Source organism: Arthrobacter sp. StoSoilB22, from assembly GCF_019977315.1.
GTDB lineage: Bacteria > Actinomycetota > Actinomycetes > Actinomycetales > Micrococcaceae > Arthrobacter.
The window spans coordinates 3,829,294-3,854,987 of the sequence record NZ_AP024652.1; the positions used below are offsets into that span (position 1 = coordinate 3,829,294).

The 25,694-nt window shown below is 63.1% G+C and carries 27 protein-coding genes; 16 read left to right on the top strand and 11 right to left on the bottom strand.

What is annotated here, in order from left to right; all coding sequences use genetic code 11:
- Positions 1-16: 16 nt before the first annotated feature.
- The 6 genes from LDN70_RS17735 to LDN70_RS17760 all read left to right on the top strand — a co-directional run bounded on the left by LDN70_RS17735 (position 17) and on the right by LDN70_RS17760 (position 4,866).
- Complete coding sequence (locus LDN70_RS17735; protein ID WP_223940966.1) at positions 17-1,993, top strand: glycosyltransferase family 2 protein; 1,977 nt, start codon at positions 17-19, stop codon at positions 1,991-1,993.
- Positions 1,983-2,315 (top strand): STAS domain-containing protein, encoded by a 333-nt coding sequence (locus tag LDN70_RS17740; protein WP_142938005.1) that lies wholly within the window; start codon positions 1,983-1,985, stop codon positions 2,313-2,315. The genes LDN70_RS17735 and LDN70_RS17740 overlap by 11 nt, the downstream gene beginning before the upstream one ends.
- Positions 2,308-2,727, top strand: a complete 420-nt coding sequence (locus LDN70_RS17745; RefSeq protein WP_142937900.1) for an ATP-binding protein — start codon at positions 2,308-2,310, stop codon at positions 2,725-2,727. The genes LDN70_RS17740 and LDN70_RS17745 overlap by 8 nt, the downstream gene beginning before the upstream one ends.
- 160 nt (positions 2,728-2,887) lie before the next feature.
- A complete protein-coding gene (locus tag LDN70_RS17750; protein WP_223940967.1) occupies positions 2,888-3,499 on the top strand; it encodes a hypothetical protein in 612 nt (203 codons plus the stop codon).
- Complete coding sequence (locus tag LDN70_RS17755; RefSeq protein ID WP_223940968.1) at positions 3,500-4,585, top strand: C2 family cysteine protease; 1,086 nt, start codon at positions 3,500-3,502, stop codon at positions 4,583-4,585.
- Positions 4,586-4,593: 8 nt separating this feature from the next.
- Positions 4,594-4,866, top strand: a complete 273-nt coding sequence (locus LDN70_RS17760) for a hypothetical protein (protein WP_223940969.1) — start codon at positions 4,594-4,596, stop codon at positions 4,864-4,866.
- Between the two features lie 81 nt (positions 4,867-4,947).
- Here the strand turns inward: LDN70_RS17760 and LDN70_RS17765 are convergent.
- Positions 4,948-6,164 (bottom strand): IS3 family transposase gene (locus tag LDN70_RS17765; protein ID WP_142937384.1). Its coding sequence is split into 2 segments (ribosomal slippage): positions 4,948-5,900 and positions 5,900-6,164, totalling 1,218 coding nucleotides; the frame shifts between segments, so codons are not numbered across the junction.
- A 140-nt stretch (positions 6,165-6,304) separates the two neighbouring features.
- A complete protein-coding gene (locus tag LDN70_RS17770; protein ID WP_223940970.1) occupies positions 6,305-7,399 on the bottom strand; it encodes a pyridoxal-phosphate-dependent aminotransferase family protein in 1,095 nt (364 codons plus the stop codon).
- A 193-nt stretch (positions 7,400-7,592) separates the two neighbouring features.
- Between LDN70_RS17770 and LDN70_RS17775 the strand changes: the two genes are divergently transcribed.
- The 6 genes from LDN70_RS17775 to purM all read left to right on the top strand — a co-directional run bounded on the left by LDN70_RS17775 (position 7,593) and on the right by purM (position 12,773).
- Positions 7,593-8,435 (top strand): phosphatase PAP2 family protein, encoded by an 843-nt coding sequence (locus LDN70_RS17775; RefSeq protein ID WP_223940971.1) that lies wholly within the window; start codon positions 7,593-7,595, stop codon positions 8,433-8,435.
- 155 nt (positions 8,436-8,590) lie between these two features.
- Entirely contained in the window at positions 8,591-9,100 is a 510-nt protein-coding gene (gene uraD / locus LDN70_RS17780) for a 2-oxo-4-hydroxy-4-carboxy-5-ureidoimidazoline decarboxylase (protein ID WP_223940972.1), read from the top strand.
- The gene (gene uraH / locus LDN70_RS17785; protein ID WP_017199951.1) at positions 9,097-9,438 is read left to right on the top strand and encodes a hydroxyisourate hydrolase; all 342 of its coding nucleotides are present in this window, start codon (positions 9,097-9,099) and stop codon (positions 9,436-9,438) included. Before uraD ends, uraH begins: the two co-directional genes overlap by 4 nt.
- Before the next feature lie 89 nt (positions 9,439-9,527).
- Positions 9,528-9,860: a hypothetical protein gene (locus tag LDN70_RS17790; protein ID WP_142937893.1), complete on the top strand. Its 333-nt coding sequence runs from the start codon at positions 9,528-9,530 to the stop codon at positions 9,858-9,860.
- Between the two features lie 136 nt (positions 9,861-9,996).
- On the top strand, positions 9,997-11,628 hold the full coding sequence (gene purF, locus LDN70_RS17795) for an amidophosphoribosyltransferase (RefSeq protein ID WP_223940973.1): 1,632 nt from the start codon (positions 9,997-9,999) through the stop codon (positions 11,626-11,628).
- Entirely contained in the window at positions 11,625-12,773 is a 1,149-nt protein-coding gene (gene purM / locus LDN70_RS17800; protein WP_223940974.1) for a phosphoribosylformylglycinamidine cyclo-ligase, read from the top strand. Before purF ends, purM begins: the two co-directional genes overlap by 4 nt.
- Before the next feature lie 60 nt (positions 12,774-12,833).
- On the opposite strand, the gene LDN70_RS17805 is transcribed toward purM, so the two are convergent.
- The 3 genes from LDN70_RS17805 to LDN70_RS17815 form a co-directional block, all read right to left on the bottom strand.
- Positions 12,834-13,604 carry a VOC family protein gene (locus LDN70_RS17805; protein ID WP_223940975.1) on the bottom strand — a complete coding sequence of 257 codons (771 nt, stop codon included), beginning with the start codon at positions 13,602-13,604 and terminating at the stop codon, positions 12,834-12,836.
- Positions 13,601-14,383 carry a VOC family protein gene (locus LDN70_RS17810; RefSeq protein ID WP_223940976.1) on the bottom strand — a complete coding sequence of 261 codons (783 nt, stop codon included), beginning with the start codon at positions 14,381-14,383 and terminating at the stop codon, positions 13,601-13,603. Before LDN70_RS17810 ends, LDN70_RS17805 begins: the two co-directional genes overlap by 4 nt.
- A 184-nt stretch (positions 14,384-14,567) precedes the next feature.
- A complete protein-coding gene (locus LDN70_RS17815; RefSeq protein WP_011776148.1) occupies positions 14,568-14,792 on the bottom strand; it encodes a DUF3073 domain-containing protein in 225 nt (74 codons plus the stop codon).
- A gap of 243 nt (positions 14,793-15,035) precedes the next feature.
- Here LDN70_RS17815 and LDN70_RS17820 point away from each other — a divergent pair, with 243 nt between their 5' ends.
- Positions 15,036-15,965, top strand: a complete 930-nt coding sequence (locus tag LDN70_RS17820) for a septum formation family protein (RefSeq protein ID WP_223940977.1) — start codon at positions 15,036-15,038, stop codon at positions 15,963-15,965.
- A gap of 4 nt (positions 15,966-15,969) precedes the next feature.
- Here LDN70_RS17820 and clpB read toward each other — a convergent pair whose 3' ends face one another.
- Positions 15,970-18,633 carry an ATP-dependent chaperone ClpB gene (clpB, locus tag LDN70_RS17825; RefSeq protein ID WP_166842299.1) on the bottom strand — a complete coding sequence of 888 codons (2,664 nt, stop codon included), beginning with the start codon at positions 18,631-18,633 and terminating at the stop codon, positions 15,970-15,972.
- Between the two features lie 147 nt (positions 18,634-18,780).
- On the opposite strand from clpB, the gene LDN70_RS17830 reads away from it, so the two are divergent.
- Positions 18,781-19,398 carry a pyridoxamine 5'-phosphate oxidase family protein gene (locus LDN70_RS17830; RefSeq protein WP_223940978.1) on the top strand — a complete coding sequence of 206 codons (618 nt, stop codon included), beginning with the start codon at positions 18,781-18,783 and terminating at the stop codon, positions 19,396-19,398.
- A 9-nt stretch (positions 19,399-19,407) separates the two neighbouring features.
- Here the strand turns inward: LDN70_RS17830 and LDN70_RS17835 are convergent, their stop codons facing one another.
- The 4 genes from LDN70_RS17835 to LDN70_RS17850 are packed head-to-tail and all read right to left on the bottom strand — an operon-like array spanning position 19,408 to position 22,513.
- The gene (locus LDN70_RS17835; protein ID WP_223940979.1) at positions 19,408-20,481 is read right to left on the bottom strand and encodes a sulfate/molybdate ABC transporter ATP-binding protein; all 1,074 of its coding nucleotides are present in this window, start codon (positions 20,479-20,481) and stop codon (positions 19,408-19,410) included.
- A complete protein-coding gene (locus tag LDN70_RS17840; protein ID WP_223940980.1) occupies positions 20,478-21,290 on the bottom strand; it encodes an ABC transporter permease in 813 nt (270 codons plus the stop codon). Before LDN70_RS17840 ends, LDN70_RS17835 begins: the two co-directional genes overlap by 4 nt.
- Before the next feature lie 15 nt (positions 21,291-21,305).
- A complete protein-coding gene (gene modA / locus LDN70_RS17845) occupies positions 21,306-22,106 on the bottom strand; it encodes a molybdate ABC transporter substrate-binding protein (protein WP_223940981.1) in 801 nt (266 codons plus the stop codon).
- On the bottom strand, positions 22,103-22,513 hold the full coding sequence (locus tag LDN70_RS17850) for a TOBE domain-containing protein (RefSeq protein WP_142937882.1): 411 nt from the start codon (positions 22,511-22,513) through the stop codon (positions 22,103-22,105). Before LDN70_RS17850 ends, modA begins: the two co-directional genes overlap by 4 nt.
- Before the next feature lie 285 nt (positions 22,514-22,798).
- Between LDN70_RS17850 and LDN70_RS17855 the strand changes: the two genes are divergently transcribed.
- Together LDN70_RS17855 and LDN70_RS17860 are read left to right on the top strand one after the other, a co-directional pair.
- The gene (locus LDN70_RS17855; RefSeq protein ID WP_223940982.1) at positions 22,799-24,133 is read left to right on the top strand and encodes an FAD-binding oxidoreductase; all 1,335 of its coding nucleotides are present in this window, start codon (positions 22,799-22,801) and stop codon (positions 24,131-24,133) included.
- A 132-nt stretch (positions 24,134-24,265) separates the two neighbouring features.
- Positions 24,266-25,135, top strand: coding sequence for a DUF4031 domain-containing protein (locus LDN70_RS17860; RefSeq protein ID WP_223940983.1), 870 nt, complete (start codon positions 24,266-24,268; stop codon positions 25,133-25,135).
- Positions 25,136-25,170: 35 nt separating this feature from the next.
- Here the strand turns inward: LDN70_RS17860 and LDN70_RS17865 are convergent, their stop codons facing one another.
- On the bottom strand, positions 25,171-25,677 hold the full coding sequence (locus LDN70_RS17865; protein ID WP_142937879.1) for a hypothetical protein: 507 nt from the start codon (positions 25,675-25,677) through the stop codon (positions 25,171-25,173).
- Positions 25,678-25,694 lie beyond the last annotated feature (17 nt).

A 25,694-nucleotide genomic window follows, 5' to 3' on the forward strand; every position in this document is an offset into this window, starting at 1 on the left:
ACAAAAGGGGGGATTTGTGACACGTTTCTGGACCCGGCTGATCGTTCTTCTCACAGTCATTTTGGGCGTCAACTATGTTGCGTGGCGCTGGATGGCCTCGCTGAACTGGGACGCGTGGTGGATCGCGGTCCCGCTGGTGCTTGCCGAGACATACAGCCTGATTGACGTGATGCTGTTCGGCCTGACGGTGTGGAACATCAAGTTCCGCAAGCCACCGCCCCCTGCCCCGGCCGACGCCACTGTGGACGTTTTCATCACCACCTACAACGAGCCATTGGACCTGGTGATGACCACCGCCCTGGCCGCCAAGGACATTCGCTGGCCCCACAGCACCTGGATCCTGGACGACGGCAACCGCCCGGAGATGCGCGAACTCGCCGAGTCGAACGGGATCGGTTACGTGACGCGAACCGCCGATTGGACGCCGGACATGCCGCGTCACGCCAAGGCGGGCAACCTGAACAACGCGCTGATGCTCACCTCAGGCGAGTACCTGTTGATCCTCGACGCCGACCAGATCCCCGAGCCGGACATCCTGGACAAGACGCTGGGCTACTTCAACGACGACAAAGTGGCACTGGTCCAGACCCCGCAATACTTCATCAACGTCCCCGCCGACGATCCCCTGGGCAGCCAGGCACCCCTGTTCTACGGACCCATCCAGCAGGGCAAGGACGGGTGGAACGCCGCGTTCTTCTGCGGCTCCAACGCGATCCTCCGCCGGGAAGCCCTCATGCAACTGGGCCTGGTGGGCTACGTCAAAGCCACCGAAAAGAGTATCCGGCGTGCCCTCGCGGCATCCCGGACCGCCATCAAGAAGGCCCGGCGGTCACCCGAGGCGGAGAATCCGCTGGTGGAGCAGATGCTCAACGAGGTTGAGGCTGCTACCGAGTCCGCCCAGAAGGAACTCGAAGCCGGGGCATCCCTCAGCGAAATCACCTACCGGGTCCGCCGCCAAGTGGATGACGCTGTGCGCACCCTCGTGGCCGCCGACTTCTCCGCACTCCAATCCGACCTCGAAGAGATCGCCGCCATGGAACTCGCCCACGTCGGAGAGTCGGGCGTGACCACCGTGGCGAGTGACGCCGTCGACCGCATGTCCGGACGCGACTGGTCCCCCTTGGGTGCGCTCGAATCCGTACACGCCGTCCTTGACGCCATCTCAGTAGAACGCACCGACGAAGCCCAGCCGATCATGCCGCTGGCCACCATCTCCGTCACGGAGGACATGGCCACTGCCATGCGCCTGCACGGCCTGGGGTGGAAGAGCGTGTACCACCACGAAATCCTGGCCAACGGCCTGGCGCCCGAGGACCTCAAAACCATGCTCACCCAGCGCCTCCGCTGGGCCCAAGGCACCATGCAGGTGCTGCTCCGCGAGAATCCGCTGGTGCAACGCCGGCTCACGTGGGGCCAGAGGCTGATGTACTTCTCCACCATGTGGAGCTACCTGAGCGGATTCGCGGCCGTCGTCTACTTCGCCGCGCCTATCATCTACCTGACGCTCGGCATCCTCCCGGTGAGCAGCCTCAGCTACGACTTCTTCATCCGCTTCATCCCGTTCATGGTGGTGAACCAACTCTTGTTCCTTGTGGCCGGGCACGGGATTCCCACTTGGCGCGGGCAGCAGTACAGCCTCGCGCTGTTCCCCACATGGATCAAGGCCTGCACGACGGCGGCACGGAACGTTTGGTTCGGGCGTCCCCTCGGGTTCGCGGTCACCCCCAAGGCCCGCCAGAGCGGTGGACCCAGTTGGAGCCTCATCCGTCCCCAGATCATTGTGGCGGTGCTGCTTGCCATAGCGCTGGTTGTTGGCCTTATCCGGCTTCTTGCCGGAATGTCCGAGCCCTTGGGCACACTGGTAAACGTGGCATGGGTTGCGTTCGACCTTGTGGTCCTGAGCGTTCTGGTCAAGGCAGTTTTGTACAAGGGTTTTGAGCCTGAAGATGTTGGGCCGGAGCGCCCCGAGGAGAGGAATGCAGATGCAGTTTAGCTACGAGGTCAAAGACTCCTACGCGGAGGTGAAGAGCGTGGGCCGGCTGAACATGGTTGCTGCCCCCAAGCTGCGCGAGGTAGTGAACGAGGTGGTGGCCGGTGGGTCCAGCCGTGTTGTGGTGAACCTGGCAGAAACCGACTTCATGGATTCCTCCGGGCTCGGCGCCCTGATCGGCTGCCTTAAAGCCGCCCGACAAGCCGGCGGGGACCTCCGGATCGCCGGCGTTCAGCCACAGGTCAAGATGGTCCTGGAACTGACCAACATGGACAGGGTACTCACGGCCTACCCTTCAGCCGAGGAGGCGTTCGGCGATGACTGAGGTCATTGCCCGCCGGGGATTCCACGGGCCGTCCAATGAGGAAGCAATCGAAGCCATCCACAACGAGCTTGATGCCCTCTGGGACGACGCCTCCTTCGTGCCGGACATGGACCGGATGACGTTCGCTACGGCCGTGATCGAGGCCGCCGCAAACATCGTGCAGCATGCGGAGCCTGTGGCGGAGAAGCCCGTAGAGATCGACGTCGACATCAGCGTCCAGCCCTCCCGGCTGATTGCCCGGGTCAGCGCCCACAACGCCCGGGAGCCCTTCGCGGATGACATGCAGGCGTCCATGCCGGATGCGGAGGCGGAGTCCGGGCGTGGGTTGGCGCTCATCGAGGCCTTGGTGACCACGGTGACCTTCGAACGCCAGGATGGCACCAACACCTGGATCCTCACCCGCAACACCTAACCCTCTCTTAACCGCACGCTCTCTCACATCCCACCGGTCATAACCGCACGCTCTCTCACATCCCACCGGCCATAACCGCACGCTCTCTCACATCCCACCCGCTTGAGCCGAACCCTGAAGGGCAACGGGTTGTTCTACCCATAGCCAAGCGCAACGCAGCGTGACAGCATTCGGTGAGATCCGCCGTCGAGCACTTATTGAAACCGGGGAAGAAATGAACCGCCGCATTCACTGCAAACCTTGGGCGCTGGTTGCTGCCCTGGCGGTGGTGACCGTTACTGCTGGCTGCAGCAACACCCCTAACGACCCAAAACGGGAACCCAGCAGGGCTCCGGCCGTAACTGTGGAGCCCGAGCCCGTGGCCGAAAGCGCCGCCAAATACAACGCACTGACCGCTGACCTTATTGCCGCCCTGGAAGCGAAAATGCCGGCCATCACCTGGACCGTGGATGATCCGGCAAGGATGAGCCGCACCCAAGACAGCAGGTGCATGCTCTCGCCGCGAAGCATGAAAAGCAGCGCAGACATCGTGGAGCCCTCCAAGAACTTTGAGGACGTCTTCGCCGCAGCCGATCCCGTCCTGGAAAAGCACGGATTCCCTGCCTTTGACGGCACAGATCCAGTACCCGGCGGCTGGGTGGTCACGCGCAGCACGAATGGCTCCGGGGCCACGGTGACCATCGAATCCAAGAGCCCGGCGTACCTGCGAATATCGGTTCCGGTTCAGTCCGAGAACTGCGATTCCAACGAAATTCCTCAGGGGGACAGATAAATGGCGGGATTCTACGGTGCTGATATTGCCCAATTGCGGGCACTCGCCAAAACGATGTCGAGGCAGTCCGAACGGATGACCTCGCTGTCCATGGAACTGGGCAACCTCATCAGCAACGCGCCGTGGGATGGTCGCGACGCCGTGATGTTCCGCACCGCTTGGGACTCCGAGCACCGTCCCATGCTGAGGAAAATCTCCAGCGAGTTGCAGAATCAAGCCACTGAACTGACGCGCAACGCCGACGAGCAGGACAAATCCAGCTCGGGGTCCTCAGGTGCGGATCACTCCGGGCGGGGAGATTCGAACCCTCCCGGCGACCCCGGCCCGCTGGACCCGGACAAACCCGACGTCGATGTGCCCGGCGATGTGCGCAATGACCCTGATGCCGGCGATCCCAGCGATATCAATCAAGGACAGATTGGCGACTGCTGGCTGTTGGCAGGAATCGGTTCGGTGGCCCAGGTGCTGGAGCGCGAAGGCAAACTCGACGAATTCCTCGAAGAACACATGCGTCCAGTGGGCGACCCGCCCACACACTGGGTGGTCACCCTCTACGAGGACGGCGAACCCGTGGAGGTCACTGTGGAGGCCAAGTCGGTTGACGGCGGAGTCCGCGGCGCCGACGGCGAACCCAACTGGCTCTCCATCTACGAACGCGCGGCAGCCGAGCACCGCGGCGGGTCCTATGACGACATCGACGGCGGCTTCAGCAACGAAGCCATGGAGTTGATGACCGGACAGTCCGCCGACAAGGACGGTGAGCTGAACTTCGATGACATTGAGGACAAACTCGCGGACGGCCAGGCCATCTCAGTTGGCACCGAGGACGTCAAGGACGACGACTTCGACTGGGTCTGGGAGTCCGACGAAGTCAACCGAACCGACGTCGTGCCCAACCATGCGTACGTTGTGGTTGATGTGAAAACCAACGACGACGGCGAAAAAGTGATCGTCTTGGCCAACCCGTGGGGACCCTCCGGCGGTTACATGGAAGGCGACGACGACCTCAAGTCCGGCACCCTGGAACTGACCGAGGATGAGTACAAGGAAAACTTTGACTCCGTGTACTCCGTGGACGTGAAGTAAGGATGGCCGTGGAACAGCTGGTAACAGTCAAGCAAGGCATGCAGCCCACCTTCGACGGCGTCAAAGTGGGAGTAGTCAAGATCGGGGTAGCTGACGGTGCTCCTGCTATCCAGTTTTGGATCCGGACCGCCGAACAGCAGCGCAAGCAGGCCTTCCGGGAGGGCCAGTCGATCACCCTCCCGGGCGCTGGCCTCCTGACGGTCACGTCGATCCAACCCGCGGAAGGCAGCACCGCCGCATCGGCGACCTTAACGTACGACGCCGGTAACGTCACCGATTGAGCGTCGGCGCCGGACGGGGTGAGAGAGCGACCCGGTTTGCGGTCGTCAAGTTTTTGAGACAGGTCTCGTTGTTGTTTTTGGTTAGGCGGCCAGGGGTTGCTGGGCGCGGGTTTGGTAGTTGGTGTGGGCTTTGGCTGGTGGTATGCCGCCGGCTCGGCGGTTGGGCCGGCGGCGGTTGTACCAGCCCTCGATGTATTCCATGACACCGGTTCGGGCGGCGAGTCGGGAGCCGTAGCGTTGGTGGTGGTAGAACTCGGTTTTGAGGTGGGAGAAGAAGTTCTCCGCGACGGCGTTGTCCCAGCAGACCCCGACTTTCCCCATGGACTGCGTCACCGAGTTATCGCCGCACCATTTCTGGAATTCATCCGAGGTGTATTGGGTGCCCCGGTCCGAATGGAACACCACCGAGGCCCCGGTCAGGTGGCCGTGGTTGCGGGCCATTTGCAGCGCCGCGGTGCACAGGCTCGCGCGCATGTGCCCGGCCATGGACCAGCCGATGACCATGCCGGAGAAAAGATCGATCACCGTAGCCAGGTAGAGCCAGCCCTCACCCGTGCGCAGGTAGGTGATGTCACCGACCAGGCGGGTTCCGGGCACTGTTGAGGTGAAGTCCCGCTTGCCCTCTGCATCGAGCATGTGGTTCTCGATGTGGGCTGTTTTGGCCTGCGGATCCTGGACGGTAGTTGCCTTCCAGGCCTGGGTGCGGACGGCCCGCAGCCCGTGCTCACGCATGATCGCCCCGACAGTGGGGGCCGAGACCCGCACTCCCTTCTCGTTCAAAAGCAGGGTCAGTTGGTCCCGGCCGGCACGGCCCTTCTCCTCCTTATACAGCTCGGTAACCGCGGCGGCGAGATCCTGATGCCGTACTGCCCGCGGGGATGGCCCGGCCGGGTTGCGCCATCGGTAGAACGAGGCCCTGGAAACCTTCAACGCCCGGCATAGCCAGGCCACGGAATGGTTGGCCTTCTCCGCTTCGATGAACTCGTAGAAGTCCTCTACTTTTGCTTCGCGGCAAAGAAGGCGCTGACTTTTCCCAAGAACTCGACCTCGGCCTTCAATCTCTCGTTCTCAGCCAAGGCCTTCCGGTGTTCATCCCAGGACACCGGGCCCGGGTCCACAGGCTCTAGAGCAGGACCGTCCTGATGTTTTCCCCGGTGCCGATGAAGCCAGTTCCCCAACGTGCTCTCCTTCACCCCGAGCTCGTCAGCGACTTGCTTCACTGAACGATCCGAGGACAACACCAGCTGCACAGCTTCCTCACGGAAAGCCGCATCATATTTTCTTCTAGGACCAGTCATTCTGAAGTCGATCTCCCATCAACCTGTCTCAGAAAACCATACGGCCGCAGTTAAACGCCCGGGATGTGAGAGAGCGATCCGATTAAACGCCCGGAAGGTGAGAGAGCGATCCGGTTAAACGCCCGGGATGTGAGAGAGGATCAGGCTTTGGCGAGGGCCTCTTTCAGCGCGCCGAGCACCAGGGTTACGGAAGCGGGGTTGGCGTTCGGGCCCATCATGCCGATGCGCCACACCGTGTCCGCGAACTCTCCGACGCCCGAGCCGATTTCCATACTGAAGTTCTCCAGAAGGTAGGCACGGACGGCAGCCGAGTTGACGCCGTCGGGCACTTTGACGGTGGTGAGGCTCGGCAACCGGGAACCCTCGGCGGCGAACAGTTCCAGCCCCATGTCCTGCAGCCCATCCTGCAAAGCAGTACCAGCCGCCCGGTGCCGGGCCTGAACAACATCCAGCCCCTCGGCGAGGATGCGGTCCAGCGCGGCTTCGAGCCCGGCGATCATGGTGACCGGAGCGGTGTGGTGGTAGGTCCGTGCGCCGCTGGCCGCGCCGACGTACCCGCCGAGCAGCCCAATGTCCAAGTACCAGGAGCGCGGGTCCTTGATGCGACGGTCGAGAGCAAGGTCAGACACCGTAAAGGGAGACAAGCCCGGCGGCACACCCAAACACTTCTGGGTGCCGGCATATCCGACGTCGATCCCCCAGTCGTCTGCCCGGAGCTCAAGTCCGCCTATGGAGGTGACGGCATCGGTGATCAGCAGGGCATCCCCCTTGCCAGCACCCAATGCGGCGATGTCAGAGAGCACCCCCACCGACGTCTCGGCATGGACGGCAGCGATCACCTTTGGATTAGGGTGCGCTGCGAGTACCCGCTCGGCATCCACGGGCTGGCCCCATTCGTGATCAACCCGGACCACTGTGGCTCCACAGCGTCGCGCAACTTCGCACATCCGCACCCCAAAAAGTCCGTTGACAGCGATCACTGCCACGTCGCCGTCGGACACTGTGTTCACGAAGGCCGCTTCCATGCCGCCGGAACCGGTGGCGCTCAACGGAAGCGTCCGCGCGTTGGCCGTACCCCAGACGGTGCGGAGGCCCTCGCAGGTGCGGTCCAGCCGCTCGATGAACACGGGATCGAGGTGGCCCAGCACGGGGTAGGCCAGGGCGGCCATGGCTTCGGGGTAGCAATTGCTCGGGCCGGGACCAAACAGGAACCTGGACGTCAGAATCTCGGGCATGTGCGAACTCCTTCAGTTGCTTGAGGTCATTCTGCCCCACCCAACGTTGCGGGGCCCGCTCTGCACGCTAAAACGCCCCCATAGCGCGCAGAGTGGGCCTCGCAACGTTCCGGGCCGATCACCCAGGATCCTCCAAGGCCTAACTGCTAAGGTTACTCACCAATACTGAGGCCGCCACGGATAGGGGACGAGAGTGACGACTGAAGGAAAAACCGAAGGCAACGGGGCGCCCGAGCAAGGCGTCACGGGCGAAGTCAGCCAGGACCGGTTCGTCGCCGGCCAGGACCTGACGCGCTGGAAATCCCCTGCTGGACGGATATTGGCCGGAGGCGCTGAGAAGGTCACCTCCCTGCTGGGCCCCTACGCAGCACTGATCATCACCCTTGTTGCTGGGCTTGCCGTTGCCTTGTCCCTGGCATTGGTGTTTGGTGAGGTCTATGAGTCCGTGACGGAGGCGGACGGCGTCGCCGGGCTGGATGATCCCGTGCTGGCAGCAGCCAAGAGCGTGCGCTCCCCCGCCTTGGACGTGGCTGCCACGGCATATACGAACATTGGCGGAACGGTAGGCATGCCCCTCATCGCCGTGGGCATCATGATATTCCTCGCCACCAAACGGAGGTCTTGGACTCCTGTGATCCTGATGCTCGCAGCGGGGCTGGGTTCTCTGGTCATCACCCTCCTGGGCAAGCCCATCTTCGGCCGCAGCCGCCCGGACATCGCCGACGCAATTCCACCCTACGAACACTCGGCATCATTCCCCAGCGGCCATTCGCTCAACTCGATTGTGATTGCCGGAATCGTGGCTTACTTGATCATCCTGAGGCTCAAGACCACCAAAGCGAGGGTTATCACCGTGCTGGTCGCGTCGGTGTTCGCCTTCACCATGGGCCTGAGTCGGGTTTACCTTGGCCACCACTGGCTGACGGATGTCTTGGCGGCGTGGGCTATTGGCATCGCTTGGCTGGCGTTGGTCATCACGGCGCATCGCCTCTACCTCACGGCGCGAACGCGCCGTCACAGCGCGGTAGCCTCTTGACACCGACCCGCCAACTCGGCTTAACTGAATTACGTATGCTGAAATAACAGTTCCATGATGCGGAAGCTTGAAGCACGGGCTTCCTCCTGCACCAGCAGGGGTTCCGCATAGCCCACACCATGGATGCCAGCATTTTGCATGAGGATGACACAAGCATGGAGCTTGCAGTATTCAACAGTGTTGACCGGGACCAGGCCATCAGGACCCTCACCCCCTGCCTGGATATCAGCCGCTGGGTGGAGACCATCGTGGACGCGCGCCCCTACGCCAGCGTCGACGAACTGCTGGGGCAGGCCCAGCGTGCCGCCAAGCCATTCACAGCGGCCGAGGTGGAGTCCGCTATGGCGCACCACCCCCGAATCGGCGAACGCCCCAAAGCCCAGACCACCGAGGCGGCCATGTCGCGTTCGGAGCAGGCAGGAGTTGATCCCGGCGACAATCACACAACAGCCGCACTCGCCGAGGGCAACCGGGCGTACGAGGAGAAGTTCGGCAGGGTCTTCCTGATTCGTGCTGCCGGTCGCAGCGCCGAGGAAATCCTCAGCACCCTGCAGGAGCGCATCACCCACACCCCTGAAGAAGAAGACACGATCGTGGCTGGCCAGTTGCGGGAGATCGCACTGCTGCGCCTCTCCGGACTGATCAGCGAAGGAGCCAACGCATGAGCGTTTCACAAGTAACAACCCATATTCTCGACACCGGTTCCGGACGCCCGGCGGCGGGTGTCGCCGTCGTACTCTACGTCCGCGAAGGTGACGACTGGACCCTGGTGGCGAAGGGCGAAACCGACGCCGACGGCCGCATCAAAACGCTCGGACCGGAACGGATTCCGGGCGGTGCCTACCGCCTGAACTTCGCCACGGGTGCTTACTACGAAGGCCTGGGCACCGAAACATTCTTCCCGGAAGTGGACTTGAACTTCACAGTCTCCGACGCCGGCGAGCACTACCACGTACCCCTGCTGCTGAGCCCGTTCGCGTTCTCGACGTACCGCGGCAGCTAACTCCAGGAGTTTGTGTACAGATAATGCCCCTAAGGAGTCTCCTTAGGGGCATTATCTGTACACAAACGCGGAACGGTACGCTTGAAGGCATGGCTTCAGAGGACACCACCCCCAACTCCGCCCGACGCGAGATCACGGTTCGCCGGGCACCCAAGTTTGTACCCTTCATGATTTTGGGGGCCGTGGTTGGTGCGATCGTGGCCGCAATTATCGCCTATGGCCGCCAGGCCGATCCCGCTTTCGACGCCGGCACAGTGTTCGGCTTCTTCCTGATCGTCTGCGCGGGCGGCGGCGTCATCCTGTTCTCGATTCTCGCCTTGATCCTGGACCGCATCAGCGTCAAGCGCACCCAGCGCGCCGTGGTTGAGCCCGTTCCGGACTCGGTTCCGGATGAAGGGCCAGAGCACGACGACGGCCGCTGAGTCAGGCGCTTGACCCGCCTCTTCGGAGGCTCGTCGGATGTGAGACACACCGCATTTTCTTGGGAACACGCCAGTTCGCGGGGTCACATAGCCCGCGGGGGAACGTACCACGCCTACATCATGAGACAATCGACCAGTGGCACGTGGCGACGGAAAACTTTCTCATGATCTTCTCCCCGGCGAAAAAGGCCCTCAGGACGCTTGTGGCGTCTTTGGGGTTTGGGCTCCCGGTGAAGAAGTAGCAAAACTCACCTATTACGGGCTGTATGCGCTGCAGCACCGCGGACAAGAATCGGCTGGTATTGCTACCAGTGACGGCAAGCGCATCAATGTCTATAAGGACATGGGCCTTGTGTCCCAGGTCTTCGATGAGACAACCCTGAACACCCTTACCGGGCACCTGGCCGTTGGCCACTGCCGGTACTCCACCACCGGTGCAAGCCACTGGGCCAATGCGCAGCCCACCCTGGGCGCTACCGCAACAGGCACTGTTGCCCTGGCCCACAACGGCAACCTGACCAACACCGCTGAACTCCGGGAAATGATCCTGGAGCGCAACGACGGCCAGCTGACTGGTGAAATGAAGCAGGGCAACACCTCGGACACCGCACTGGTGACCGCTCTCCTTGAGGGCGAAGAGCGAAAGACCCTGGAGCAGACCGCACTGGAGCTGCTGCCCAAGATCAAGGGTGGCTTCTGCTTCGTCTTCATGGATGAAGGAACCCTCTACGCAGCCCGCGATACGTACGGCATCCGCCCGCTGTGTCTGGGCCGCCTGGAGCGCGGCTGGGTTGTCGCCTCTGAGCAAGCCGGCTTGGCTACTGTTGGCGCCAGCTTCATCCGTGAGATCGAGCCCGGCGAATTCATTGCCATCGACGAGGACGGCGTCCGTTCGCAGCGCTTCGCCGAGGCAACTCCCGCCGGCTGTGTCTTCGAGTACGTTTACCTCGCCCGCCCGGATGCTGCCATTGCCGGCCGCTCCGTGTACGAGGCCCGTGTTGAGATGGGCCGCCAGTTGGCCCGCGAAAACACGCATGAGGCAGACCTCGTCATTCCGGTTCCCGAGTCCGGTACCCCCGCGGCTGTTGGTTACGCTGAGCAGTCCGGCATCCCGTTCGCGCACGGCTTCGTCAAGAACGCGTACGTGGGCCGCACCTTCATCCAGCCCTCGCAGACGCTGCGCCAGCTGGGTATCCGGCTCAAGCTCAACGCCTTGGAATCCGTGATCCGTGGCAAGCGCATTGTTGTAGTTGATGACTCGATCGTCCGCGGCAACACGCAGCGTGCCATTGTTCGGATGCTCCGCGAAGCCGGTGCCGCAGCAGTGCACGTCAAGATTTCCTCACCCCCGGTTCAGTGGCCTTGCTTCTACGGCATCGACTTCGCGTCCCGCGCGGAACTCATCGCCAACGGCGCCACCATCGAGGAGATCTCCCAGGCTATCGGCGCTGACTCGCTGGCCTACATCTCCGAGGACGGCATGATCGGCGCTACCCAGCAGCCGCGCGAGCGCCTCTGCACGGCCTGTTTCACCGGCAAATACCCCATCGAGCTGCCGCACGCGGACAAGTTGGGCAAGAACCTGCTGGAGCGCACCGATCTTGGTGGCCTGGAACCGGCCGCCCAGACCGAGTCCGTGGACGATACCGAGGACCCTGCCGACAAGCCGGGTGCCACGGGTTGCGATCCCGGACCTGACGCTGAATTCGAAAACCTGCTTACCGACGCTGATCGTTTGACCGACGCCGACAAGAAAGAGTCTGTATGAGCTCCGCAACACCCGCCGCTGAGAACAATTCCGGTATCACCTACGCCTCCGCGGGTGTCGACGTCGAAGCGGGAGACCGCGCCGTCGAACTCATGAAGGGCGCCATCAAGGCGACCCACAACACCTCGGTGATTGGCGGCGTCGGCGGTTTCGCTGGCCTGTACGACGTCTCAAAGCTGCTGACCTACAAGAAGCCGCTGCTGGCAACCTCCACGGACGGTGTTGGCACCAAGGTGGCCATTGCCCAGGCCATGGACATCCACGACACCATCGGTTTCGACCTGGTGGGCATGGTGGTGGACGACATCGTTGTGGTGGGTGCTGAGCCGCTCTACATGACCGACTACATCGCCTGCGGCAAGGTTGTCCCGGAGCGCATCGCTGACATTGTGCGCGGTATCGCAGCGGCTTGCTCCGTTGCCGGCACCGCACTGGTTGGCGGCGAAACCGCCGAGCACCCCGGCCTTCTGGGCGAGCACGAATACGATGTGGCAGGTGCCGCCACCGGCATCGTCGAGGCCGACGCCCTGCTGGGCCCGGACCGCGTCCGCGCCGGCGACGTCGTGATCGGCATGGCCTCCTCCGGCCTGCACTCCAACGGTTACTCCCTGGTCCGCCGCGTCATCAACCACGCCGGTTGGGCCCTGGACCGCCAGGTGTCCGAACTCGGACGCACCTTGGGCGAGGAACTTCTGGAGCCCACCCGCGTTTACGCAGCCGACTGCCTGGACCTGGCCCGCACCTTCCCGGTGCACTCGGCCAACGCGGTTCACGGCTTCAGCCACGTCACCGGCGGCGGCCTGGCAGCCAACCTCGCACGCGTCCTCCCGCAGGGCCTGGTGGCCACGGTTGACCGCAACACCTGGGAACTGCCCGCCATCTTCAAACTGGTTTCCGAGCTGGGCAACGTTCCGCTGGCCGACCTGGAGCGCACGCTGAACCTTGGCGTGGGCATGGTTGCCATTGTTTCGGCCGAAGCAGCAGACGCCGCAGTGGCCCGCCTCAACGACCGCGGCCTGCCGTCCTGGGTGATGGGCACCGTTTCCGCGGACTCTGACTCGAGCGACAAGACCGGTCCGGACTACGTCCAGGGTGCCAAGGGCGTCGACGGCGGCGCTGTCCGTTTGGTGAACGCCTACGCCTAAGCGCGTTATGGCCTTGTAAAGAGAGCGGCCGGGCAGTGCCCGGCCGCTCTTTTGCTCTTCCTAGACCTGAATCAGGCTCAGTACCCCGCCTTGCGGATCCCGGATGGTAGCGAGGGAGCCCGTCTCAGGCTTGTCTTCCGGCTCCACCAGAAGCTCTCCCCCGGCTTCCACGGCCGCCTCAGCTGCTGTGCGCACATCCGCTACGCCAAAGTAAATTTGCCAGCCGGCGTCATCACCCTCATCGGCAGGAACAACGCCGGCCACTTCGTCACCGTTGACCATCAACGTGCTGTAGCTGCCGCCGTCGTCCTGGGGATATTCAGTGACTTCGTGCCTGAAAAGCTGCTGGAAAAACGCGACGGCGGCCTGCGGCTCAGGCGTCAATAGTTCAGCCCACGCCAACGCCCCTGGCTCGTTGAACAAATGACTACCTGTGTGGGTTCCGGCTTGCCAGATCCCGGTGGTCCCACCGCCCGGAGGTTCAATGAACGCCAGGACTCCCGTGTCCGCAACGGGCTCGGGACCGAACTGAAGCTTGCCACCAGCGTGGACCGCGTCCCCGGCAATCTCGTCGGTGTCAGTGGCCGATAAATAGATGTTCCACTGGCCATGCGTGCCAGCGGCCTCCTGCCTCGGATTTTGCGGCGCAATGACGGCCACCAGCTGATCCTTGACGAACGCCTGCGCATAGCTGCGGCCGTCCGGGGTGGGCAGGTCCTTGAAGGTCCAGCCAAACACCTGCCCGTAGAAGGTCTTGGCTGCCGCGACGTCCCTCGTCTGAAGGTCGGCCCAGCACGGCTCACCACTGGCGTAATGCTTGCGGGAGCTCATGCCGTCAAACCTGTCATGATGCTGAACGCTGCGCCCGCAGGGTCCATGAGAACTGCCATTCGTCCAACTCCCGCTACGTCAAAGGCCGGGGCGATCACGTGGCTCCCCAACTCAACGGCCTGCTCCACCGAGGAGTCAATATCCACCACGTTGAAGTACGTCATCCAGAACGGTGACAGCCCCTCAATGGGCAGCTTGAGCGCACCGGCAATACGTCTCCCACTCACCAGCAGGCTGGTGTACTCCTGCAGCTCACCGGCTGGCCCGGTTTCGCTGCTGCACCCGGTCACAGCTTCATAGAAGGCTACGGCTTTGGGGACATCATTTGTCTGCAGTTCATTCCAAATCATGGCTCCCGGCTCATTGACCAGACCCGACCCGGGATGGCTGCCCGCCTCCCAGAAACCGATCTGGGCACCGGTGGGATCTGTGGCGAAGAACATACGGCCGCTGCCGTTAGGAACCGAATCCGGAGGAGAAAGAAGGGTGCCGCCAGCTGCCTCTACTCTCCGGGCTGCCTCGTCCGCGGAATCAACAGCAAGGTAATTTGCCCAATAGGAGGGCATTCCCTCGGGTGCATCAGGCTGGTGCTGCATCATCCCGGCCACGTAGCGGCCGTGGAGTTTGGCCATGTAATAAGTCATGCCATTTCCAGCATCCATGGCGTCCAGCTCCCATCCGAAGAGGTCGCTGTAAAACTTCTTGGAAACATCAATGTCGGTGGAGGACAGGTCCACCCAACACGGTGTTCCCTGCTGATAACTCTGGACCTCCGGCATGGATTACCCTTTCAACGCGCCCGGACTCCAGCCTACGCAAAAAAGGACCCCCAGGATACGCCAATGATCGGCGCGGCCTGAGGGCCTTTTTTAAAAGAAATACGGCATTCAAAAATGCGCGATGACCGTAATGTACGACGGCGGTCCGCAACTCAGCGCCAAAGGCACCTGTTGGTTGCGACAGCTATCCGATCCGACGGGTGTCTACCTCGTCGTCGTCATCTTCCGCGTACTTATCCTCGTAGGCCGAATAGTCCGGCTCCGGGGGATCGTCGGGGAAGTGGCTCTTTACACGACTGGACGGACCCGTGAGCTCCCGCTCAAGTGCCGAATAGTCAGTGTTCGGGGAGTAGTACTTAATATCCCGAGCCTGCTTGGTAGCTTTTGCCTTTTGACGGCCGCGCCCCATGGCGTGACCCCCTTTTGTACTTGGACCGGAGGTGGTCACCTTGGCTATCGGTGAGGCCCCGGAATGTTTGGTCAATTTGTCGTATGTCTAGATTACATGCTTTCGAGGGTGCCTGCGCGCCACCGGGAGCCCGCGCCCGGGCCGACTACAGTCGAAACCACGCCGATGCACCTCCAAGAGAGGCGAAAATTGGGTAGAGTCGGCCTCAATGCGGCTCCACAGCAGGAAGGCACACCCCGGAATATGAGCCAGGACAACACTTCACCCCGCGATGGTTCACCACGCGATCAAGGCGAGGATGGAGTACCTTCCGCGCCCCAAACGCCGCCGTCACCAGGCCAACAACCGCCAGCAGCTCCTTGGGCGCCGCCGTCAGGCCTTCAACCGGATCCCGCCCCTGAGCTTGACCCGGATTTTGTGCCCAACCCGGCAGAGCAGCCCGACCCCGCGCTGCCACCCGCGGATGCAGACTCAGGCAAAGACGGCGCCGCACCCATTTACGCGGGCTCACAGCCTTACCAGGGCCAGCAGCCGGGCTCACAGCCTTACCAGGGCCAGCAGCCGTACGCACAGCCGTCCTATTCAGGCCAACAGCCGTACACCAGCGAGCAACCTTATCCAGGACAACAATGGCCGGCCCCGGATGGTCAGCCGGAACCTCACGGAGACCCCATCAAGCGTCAACGTTTGGTGATCGGCGGGATCGTCGTGGGCGTTCTCATACTTATTGGTGTTGTCATCTGGGTTTTGCTGAACCTGCTGGGGACGCGCCCTGAAGCGGCCGTGTCTACGCCCAGCGCGGCCCCCACAGCCGGGCCGCTCCCCCGCGACGCGGAGGCCAAGGACTTCCAAGTGGGCGACTGCTTCTCAGACTTTGATGCCAACTCTTCAAAGGCCAGAACCGTTGCCTGCGACACGGAGCACTCCGCCCAACTGGGTGCCGTCTTTAGCTATGCGGCTGATGAGTCCTTCCCGGGAACCAACGCCCTGAGGGACAAGGGACGCGAGGTTTGCAAAGACGTGAAGCTCAACGAGGCGGCCGACAACTACGTACTGCTCCAGCAGAACGTCTACCCGAGCACCACTAGTTGGGATCGGGGCGACCGCCGCGTTGATTGCTTCATCGTGGTGGATTCAGGCAACACCATCAAGGAAGATCTCCTCAAGAAGTAGCCCGCTATCCCTGCTTCCTGCGGACCGTGAGGCCCGTACCGGCGGGAGTGCCGCCGTCGGGACCTGTCAGCGCTTCAAAGCCTTCAACGGTGAGTTCGTTCAGGTCAGCGGCTGTGTCCACCAGCACGGTGTCGCCGTCGCTGATTTCGCCTGCAAGGATCTCCTTGGCGAGGCGGTCGCCGATCTCCCGTTGAACCAGCCTGCGCAGTGGGCGTGCACCGTAGGCGGGATCGAAGCCGGACATGGCCAGCCACGCCCGTGCGCCGTCGGAGACTTCAAGGCTGAGGCGGCGCTCACGGAGCCGGTTGCCCAACTCGGCCACATGCAGTTCCACAATCCGGGCCAGTTCCTCCACGGACAGCGGATCAAACAGCACGATCTCGTCCAGGCGGTTCAGGAACTCGGGCTTGAACGATGCCTGCACTACCGCCATGACAGCCTCACGCTTTGCTTTGGCATCCATGGTCGGGTCCACGAGGAACTGGCTGCCGGAGTTGGACGTCAGCACCAGGATGGTGTTGCGGAAGTCCACGGTGCGGCCTTGGCCGTCGGTGAGGCGTCCGTCGTCGAGAACCTGCAGGAGGATGTCGAAGACCTCCGGGTGGGCCTTTTCCACCTCGTCCAGCAGCACTACGGAGTACGGCCTGCGGCGGACAGCCTCGGTCAGCTGGCCACCCTCCTCGTAGCCGACATATCCCGGAGGGGCACCCACCAGGCGGGCCACCGAGTGCTTCTCGCTGTACTCGGACATGTCGATCCGGATCATGGCGCGTTCGTCGTCAAAGAGGAAGTCCGCGAGTGCCTTGGCCAGCTCGGTCTTACCCACACCGGTGGGCCCAAGGAACAGGAAAGAACCTGTGGGACGGTTGGGGTCGCTGATGCCGGCACGGGCACGGCGCACGGCGTCGGACACAGCTTGGACGGCTTTGGTCTGTCCGATGAGCCGCTTGCCGAGTTCCTCTTCCATGTGCAGCAGTTTCTGCGACTCACCTTGGAGCATGCGACCGGCCGGGATCCCGGTCCACGCCGAAATGACTTCAGCGATGTCGTCCGCCGTCACGTCCTCGGCAACCATCAGTTCCGGTTTTGAATCGCTCCGTGCCGACTCCTCCTCAGCAGCGGCGCTCAGCTCCCGCTCCAAGGCGGGCAGCTCGCCATAAAGGATCCGCGACGCCGACTCGAGGTCGCCCTCGCGTTGGGCCTTATCTGCGACAGAACGCAGTTCGTCGATCTTCGCTTTGAGATCGCCAACCCGGTTGAGCCCGGCTTTCTCGGCTTCCCAGCGCGCGTTCAAGGCACTCAGTTCTTCGTTCTTATCGGCCTTGTCCGCACGGAGCGCTGCCAACCGTTCCACCGAGGCAGGGTCCGTCTCACCTTGGAGGGCCAGCTCTTCCATGGTCAAACGGTCCACGGCACGGCGGAGTTGGTCGATTTCTTCCGGCGCGGAGTCAATCTCCATGCGGAGCCTGGACGCGGCCTCATCAACGAGGTCAATTGCTTTGTCCGGAAGCTGGCGGCCGGAGATGTACCGGTTGGACAGAGTCGCCGCGGCCACAAGGGCGGAGTCAGCAATAGCTACCTTGTGGTGTGCCTCGTAGCGTTCCTTCAGGCCGCGGAGGATACCGATGGTGTCCTCAACACTGGGCTCGCCAACATAGACCTGCTGGAAGCGGCGCTCCAGCGCAGGGTCCTTCTCGATGTTCTCGCGGTACTCGTCCAAAGTAGTGGCACCGATGAGGCGCAGCTCACCGCGGGCCAGCATGGGCTTGAGCATGTTGCCGGCATCCATGGCGCTCTCACCTGTGGCGCCAGCCCCCACCACCGTGTGGATCTCATCAATGAACGTGACGATCTGACCGTTGGAGTTCTTGATTTCCTCAAGGACAGCCTTGAGTCGTTCCTCGAACTCGCCACGGTATTTGGCGCCGGCCACCATGGAGGCGAGGTCCAAGGCGATGAGGGTCTTGCCACGCAGGCTTTCCGGCACGTCTCCGGCCACCATGCGCTGGGCTAGTCCTTCGACGACGGCCGTCTTGCCAACGCCCGGCTCACCAATCAGCACGGGGTTGTTCTTGGTGCGGCGGCTCAAGACCTGGACGACGCGTCGGATCTCGCTGTCACGCCCGATGACGGGATCCAGCTTGCCGGAACGGGCCACAGCAGTGAGGTCCGTGCCGAACTTCTCCAAGGCCTGGAAGGTGTTCTCCGGATCGGGCGAGTTCACATTCCTGTCGCCCCGGACACCCGGCAGGGCGGCGAGCAGCGCCTCATGGGAGGCACCGGCGTCGCGCATTAACTTCCCGACGGCGTCGCTTCCGGCCGAGAGCCCCAGCAGTAAGTGCTCGGTGGACACGAAGGAGTCACCGAGTTTGTCGGCCTCGGCTTGGGCCGCCTGGATGGCCTGCATGGACTGGCGGGACAACTGCGCCTGCTGGACCGAACTACCCGAGGAGGAGGGAAGCGCTTTGATGGCCGAGCTGGCCTGTACGCTCACTGCATCAGGGTCTGCACCGGTAGCACGCAGCAGTGCCACAGCGACGCCCTCGCGCTGGTCCATGAGGGCCTTCAGCAGGTGGGCGGGCTCGAGCTGCGGGTTGCCCGCAGTCGAGGCGTTCATGGCGGCCGCAGAAAGGGCCTCCTGGCTTTTGGTGGTGAATTTGACGTCCAAAGAGTGCTCCCTTTCTGGAGTTGAACCAATACTTTCAAAGTTGAGTCTACTACGCTCAACTTTAATTTTGGCCCACTGTGTTCCATGTTTGCCCACGGCGAAACCAGTGTCCAGAGTCCGCGGGAATCGTGTGGGTAGGCTGGGGCCATGGAGACCATTTCAACCGCGGCCGAACTTGAAGAACTCATCGGATTGCCTCTCGATCGCGTGCGCCAAAAGGTGCGCACAGTCCTCAGCGATTTCGACCGCCAATGGCTGGCAGCCAGCCCCTTCTGCGTGATCTCGACGACGGACGCGCAGGGTCGCGTGGACGCCTCACCCAAGGGCGATCCCGCGGGCTTCATTCAGGTCCTGGACGAGCACACCATCGCCATCCCGGAGCGGCCCGGCAACAAGCTGGTGTTCGGCTTCCACAACATCCTTGAGAACCCGAACGTCGGCATCCTTTCCGTCGTCCCGGGCCGCACCGACACCCTCCGGATCAACGGGACCGCACAGATTGTCCGCGATGCCGACTTCTTCGATCTCATGGTGGTCAAAGGGCACCGGCCGCGCGCCGCCGTCGTAGTTTCGGTGGAGGAAGTGTTCACGCACTGCGGCAAGGCGTTCATGCGCAGTGGCCTGTGGCAGCCCGAAACCTGGGATGCCGACGGCCTGCCGAGCATCGCGGCGCTCGCAAAGACTTACACCCAGCCCGAAACTCCCTTGGAAGAGCTCGAGACCTACTACGGGCCGTCCTACGCCGAGAGGATGTACCGGGAATAATCCTTGGGCTTAGGCCGGGTAGACGGACACCAGCGCGGACTTCACCACGAACCGCACCTCCATGCCCGGCGCAAGGCCCAGGTCAGCGGACGCTGCCGGAGTGATGTCGGCGGACAAAGCCGGGACGGGATCTCCGGTCCTCGCGCGAACCCGGATCTGATCACCATGCGGTTCAAGGTCAGAGATGACCACGGGAAAAGAGTTGCGCGGGCTTCCGTGCACCTCACCCAAAAAGACGGAAACACTCGACGGCGGGAACGCGGCCACGCCTGCCTGGCCGGGCAGAGGTAACCAGTCAGGATCGTGCTGGCCAGCGAAAACCCGGCCATCCGGCGTCGTGATTCCTTCCTCGGTGATGATCCCGGTGACGAGGTTCAGCCCTGCGAGTCCGGCGGCGAAGTGGCTTCGTGGCCGTTCAAGCACTTGGCGCGTGGGCCCTTCTTCGGTGATGCAGCCACCCTCCACCACCACCACGCGGTCGGCCAGCATGTAGGCGTCCAGGACATCGTGCGTGACAACAATGGCCTTGCGATCCCTGAGGACCCGCTTGAGCACACGGCGCAGCAACGGGGCAGCATGGATGTCCAGCGCGGCCATCGGTTCGTCAAGCAGCAGGAGTTCGGGATCGGCGGCCAAGGCCCGGGCAACCGCCACCCGCTGAGCCTGCCCACCAGACAGCTGGGCAGGCTTGCGGTCAGCCAACGGGAGGGCGTCCACCTCAGCAAGCCAGTGGCGCGCAGTTTCCCTGGCCGCTGCCTTCGAAATGCCGGAGCTGCGCGGCCCAAAAGCCACGTTGTCCAGGGCGGTCAAATGCGGAAACAGCAACGCTTCCTGGGCCAAAAGCGCAGTCCCGCGAAGGTGCGGCGGGCTCCACAGGCGGGTTCCGCCGTCGAGCCTGAAGAGCTCCCTATCCCCGATGCGTGCCGAACCGGTGTCCGGCCGCAGCAATCCGGCAATGACCCCCAGCAGCGTCGACTTGCCCGCGCCGTTGGGTCCCAGGACGGCCACCGTCTCGCCCTCGCGGAGGCTGAAGGACATGTGGAAGTTCCTGCCAGGCATGCTGGCCTGCAGCTCGAAGCTCATGGCCGAACCTCCGCGGGCTGGGCGCTGCGGCGGCGACCGTAGCTCAGCCCAACCACCGCCACTGCCACCGCCACCAGCACCAAGGAAAGTGCGACGGCGGCATCGGCGTCGGTCTCGCGCTGCAAGTAGATTTCCAACGGCAAGGTGCGGGTAATCCCTTCGAGGCTGCCGGCGAAGGTCAAGGTAGCGCCGAACTCGCCCAAACTGCGAGCGAATGACAACACTGCTCCGGACGCAAGCCCGGGCAAAACCAGCGGCAGCGTAACCCGACGAAGAACGGTGGTGGGCCGTGCGCCCAAGGTAGCCGCGACGGCCTCGTACTTACTTCCAGCTGAACGGAGCGCGCCTTCCAGGCTCACCACAAGGAACGGCAAGGCCACGAACGTCTGAGCCAGAACAACTGCGGTAGTAGTGAACGCGATCTGGATTCCCACCAGCTCCAGGGATTTGCCGAGGAGACCCTGCCGGCCGAAGGTGTACAGGAGCGCAATGCCCCCCACCACCGGTGGCAGTACCAGCGGCAAGAGGACGAACGCCCTCAGTAACCGCTGGCCCGGAAAATCGCCACGCGCCAGGACCAACGCCAAAGGTACACCCAGCACGATGCACAGAACGGTGCTGGCTGCCGAGGTCCGCAGGCTCAGGCCAAGCGCGGCCAGCGAGGACTCGGAGGTAATGAGCGGGATGAACTGTGGCCAGTTCACCCGCAACACCATCGCCGCCAAGGGAAGCACCATCAAAAGTCCGCCCCCGGCCGCGACCACATAAATCCAGCGCGGGACGCCGTGGTAGCCGCTATGCCTGATCATTCCCCGTGGCCTCCGCTACGGCGTTCCGAAGCCGGCATCCCTGAGGACCTTCTTGCCTGCTTCACTGGTGATGTTTGCGATGAAGGCGGCTGCGAGTTCCTTGTTCTTACTAGTGCCAACCGTGGCAATCGGGTAAGTGTTGACGGCCTTGTCCGATTCCGGGAATGCTATGCCCTTGACCTTGTCGCCGGCGCTCCTGACGTCTGTGACATACACCAAGCCTGCGTCAGCCTCGCCCGAGGTGACTTTGCCAAGGACATCGGTCACTGACGATTCCTCGCTCACCGGCTGCAGCGCAGTTCCCGCGGCCTTTTCAACGGCCTCCGTTGCAGCGCCGCAGGGAACCTGGCTGGCGCAGGTCACCACTTTGACGCCAGGCTTGGCAAGGTCCGCAAAAGAAGAGATCGACGCCGGATTGACGGCCGGGACGGCGATCTCCAGGACGTTGGTGGCGAAGTTGGTTGCGGTGCCGTCCACGAGGTCCTGGTCGGCGAGCTTGTTCATGTTCCTGGTATCGGCCGAAGCGAAAATATCCGCGGGAGCGCCTTGGGTAATCTGCGTGACCAGATCTGAGGAGCCCGCAAAGCTGAGAGTCACTTTGGTGCCCGGGTGCTGAACTTCGAAGTCCTTGGCCAACTGGGTGAAGGTGGTTTTCAGGGATGCCGCAGCAAACACCGTAATCTCCCCGGACATGGACGACCCCGGGTTGTCCGAGCCTGTGGACGGACGTGTGGTGCCCGAGGCGCAGGCCGCCAAGCTTGCCGCGACCGCACCTGCAACCATTAGTGCGGCAAGAGGCTTGCGGAGGATGCTCATATGACGCTCTTTCCCTGCGGTGTTTCGATGATGACTGTGGTGGCCTTCACCACGGCCGTGGCCACCGAGCCAAGTTCAAGGCCGAGCTCGCGGACGGCTTCGCTGCTCATCAGCGACACCACGCGGAACGGGCCACATTGAAGCTCAACCTGGGCCATCACCTTGTCCGCGGTGATGCCGGTGACCAGGCCCACGAAGCGGTTTCGTGCTGAGCTTGCCGCGCGGGAGGGATCATCAGGGAGATGGGACTGCCCGCGGGCAAGGGTGGCCAGTTCCAGTCCATCCACCGCGAGCCGCCCGGCTGAGTCCTTGAGCGCAGTGAGAGTTCCATTTTCCGTCCAGCGCCTCACGGTGTCGTCGCTGACACCTAGGAAACGCGCGGCTTCGGAAATTCGTATGTGCGGCATAAATGCATCATAGTGCCGTATTTGCGGATCTGAGGCACCTGTTGATCCGCAAACAAAAGATGACCGCGGACAGCGGGCCGCCCGTTGGCTGCACCCTTTTCCGTCGCCCGCACCCTTTTGCATTCTTGGCGCGCCCGATGCCGCCCGACGCTCCCGTAACCTCTGGTGCGCATGGCGGAAAGTGGTGCGCGCCGTCGTCGTACTTCTTTGCGTTACCCATGGTCCACGGGGACCGGCCGCCGTACCCTGTTCTAGGGGAGAGTTTCATATTCAAAGGAACGTCCCATGGAATGGATTCGGCCGGACAGCCCGGACTACGACGACGCCCGAAAACTCTTCAACGCGATGATCGACCGCAGGCCGGCTGTCATCGCCAAATGCTCAGATCCCGGCGAGGTTGCCGAGGCGCTGCGCTATGCGCACAACCACAATCTGGATGTTGCCGTGCGCTCGGGCGGGCACTCGGTGGCCGGCATGTCTACCAACGACAACGGATTGGTCATCGACGTCCGCCCCATGAAGTCCATCAGCGTGGACCCCGATTCCAAGACCGCCACGGCCGGCGCCGGACTCACATGGGGCGAGTTCGACCGCGCAACCCAGCAATACGGGCTGGCCGTGACGGGCGGACGCGCCTCTACCACGGGAGTCTCGGGCTTCACACTTGGCGGTGGTTCCGGATGGCTGGAGCGCTCATACGGATTCGCGTGCGACAACCTGCTCTCGGTAGACCTCGTCACAGCCTCCGGCGATCGCGTGACCGCCAGCAGGGACGAGAATCCGGAGCTGTTCTGGGCCCTCCACGGAGGCGGCGGAAACTTTGGCGTAGCTACGTCCTTGACGTTCCAACTCCACGACCTCGGACCTTCGGTGGTGGCCGGCCTCATGCTGTTCCCCGGGGACGACGCACCGGATCTGTCGCGCGCCTACAGGCAGATTGCTTTGGAGGCACCCGACGCCGTGGGGACAGCACTGGTGTACCTCACCGCCCCGCCGGAAGAGTTCGTCCCCGAAGAGATGGTGGGCAAGCTCGCCGTCGGGATGGCATACATCTACGCGGGCGATCTTGAGGCCGGCGAGGAGCATGCAAAGCCGTTCAAGGACCTCGGCCCCTCGGTGGACCTGGTTTCACCCATGGGATACGCGGACTTCCAATGCATGATCGATGACCCTCCGGACCTCTACAACTACTGGAGCGCCGACTACCACGACGAACTGTCCGATGCTGCCCTGGACCTCCTGGTGGACTCGGCACAGCGCCTTCCAGGCCCGCACTCGCAGCAGCTGGTGGCTCGTTGGGGCGGAGCCGTGGGCGGACCGGCTGCCGCGAACACACCATTGCAACACCGCGGAGCCTCGTGGGTCAGCCACCCGTTCGGCCTGTCCGAGACCCGTGAGGGCGGGCAGGAAGCCAAGGCTTGGGTCAAACAGTTCCGGCAGGACATCGCTCCCCACACCACGGGCGGCGTATGGCTGAACTTCATTGGTGACGAGGGTCAAGACCGGATCATGGCGGCCTACGGCGAACAGAACTACCGCCGGCTGTCCTTGGTGAAGGGCGAGTTCGACCCCGACAACGTGTTCCGCGGCAACCAGAACATCCTGCCGGCCGAGCGCTGAGTTTCCTGCACTCCTTCCCAGTTGCCGTGATCAGCGCGGGCAGTGAAGCCTGTACTTCCGGGACGGTAGCACGGCGGTAGACGTCCCGATGGCCGGCAACTGGGAAGGATCGTCCGGGACTACACTTTGGCCATGGCCATCTACGTGGATCCGCCCTTGTGGCCAGCGCATGGAACCGTTTTTTCACACCTGGTTTCGGACACGTCGCTGGAAGAGCTGCACTCGTTCGCAGCCTCCGCCGGCGTTCCCGAACGAGCCTTCGACGGAGACCACTACGACGTCCCCGAACGACGATACGACGACCTCGTATCCGCGGGCGCCATCCCTGTGGAGGCCCGCATCCTGGTCCGCAAACTCATAGCCAGCGGACTCCGCATCCCCGCTCGTGAACGGAGCAAGGCCTTGACAATACCTTTAATGGAACGATGGAACAGCACCTATCCCGGCCACGAGGAGCTGGGCCTTGAGTTGCTGGAACGCTGGGGAGAGGACCGCAGGAATTACCACAGCCGGACACATCTCCTGGCAGTCCTTGAGGCCTTGGATGTACTGGCCCAACCGGACCAGCCTGCCCGGACCGTCTTGCTGGCAGCGTGGTTCCACGATGCCGTCTATGAAGGGGTCGCAGGGCAGGACGAAGAAGAGTCCGCACGCTTGGCAGAGGACCGGCTAACGTCCACTGGTTTGGCTCCGCACGAGGTGGCCGAGGTGGCACGCTTGGTCCGACTCACCGCCACACACAGTCCAAAGACAGGCGACTACGCGGGTGCAATGTTGTGCGACGCAGACCTCTCGGTGCTCGGCAGCGACCAGCAGTCCTATGCCCGCTACCTTGCCGCCGTCCGCGAAGACTACGCCCACGTCAGCGACGATGACTTCGCGAAGGGGCGCGCCGCCGTCGTACGTGACCTCCTGAGGCTGGATCCCCTGTTCCACAGCGAACGCGCCAAGGCACTCTGGTTGACGGCCGCGCGACGGAACCTCACCGGCGAACTCGGGTGAGCGGTTCGCTCGACGCCCCGCGCGAGTTCCGCGCTTCAGCCGTGCGCGAGGAGTTCCAGTCCTACCACCGCCAAGCCCAGGAGGAACTCCGCACCGAGCACAATCACCTTCTTCCACCAAGACATCTTCACCCGGCGAACCGCCAGATAGCCGATGAGGACCAGGGCAGTAATCAGGGCGACCGTTGATGCGCGCAATGAGGTTTCGACGCTCCACCGGCCCATGGCGGCCACCGCGATAAAGATCAATGGGAGAACAATCGCCCCGAAGGCGCCGAAGCTGGTCCGCGCCATATGCGCCAGCTCAGAACGGCTGGGGGTCTTCGCATGCACGGCCAGGTGCGAGACGAAGTCGGCCACGAACACCGCCAGCAATGTTCCCACCACTGTGATGGCCAGCGTCGAAGCGGCTTCCCCTGGAGTGAGTGTCTCCGCGTGCGACTGCAGGGCGAGGACAACCGCCAGCCCGGTGAAGGTCACATAGACCCGCTCCTTGAGTGCTTCGGCTCGGTGCTGGGCGCTGGGCTGGGCTTTGGTGGTCACCCGCCAAGATTACTCGT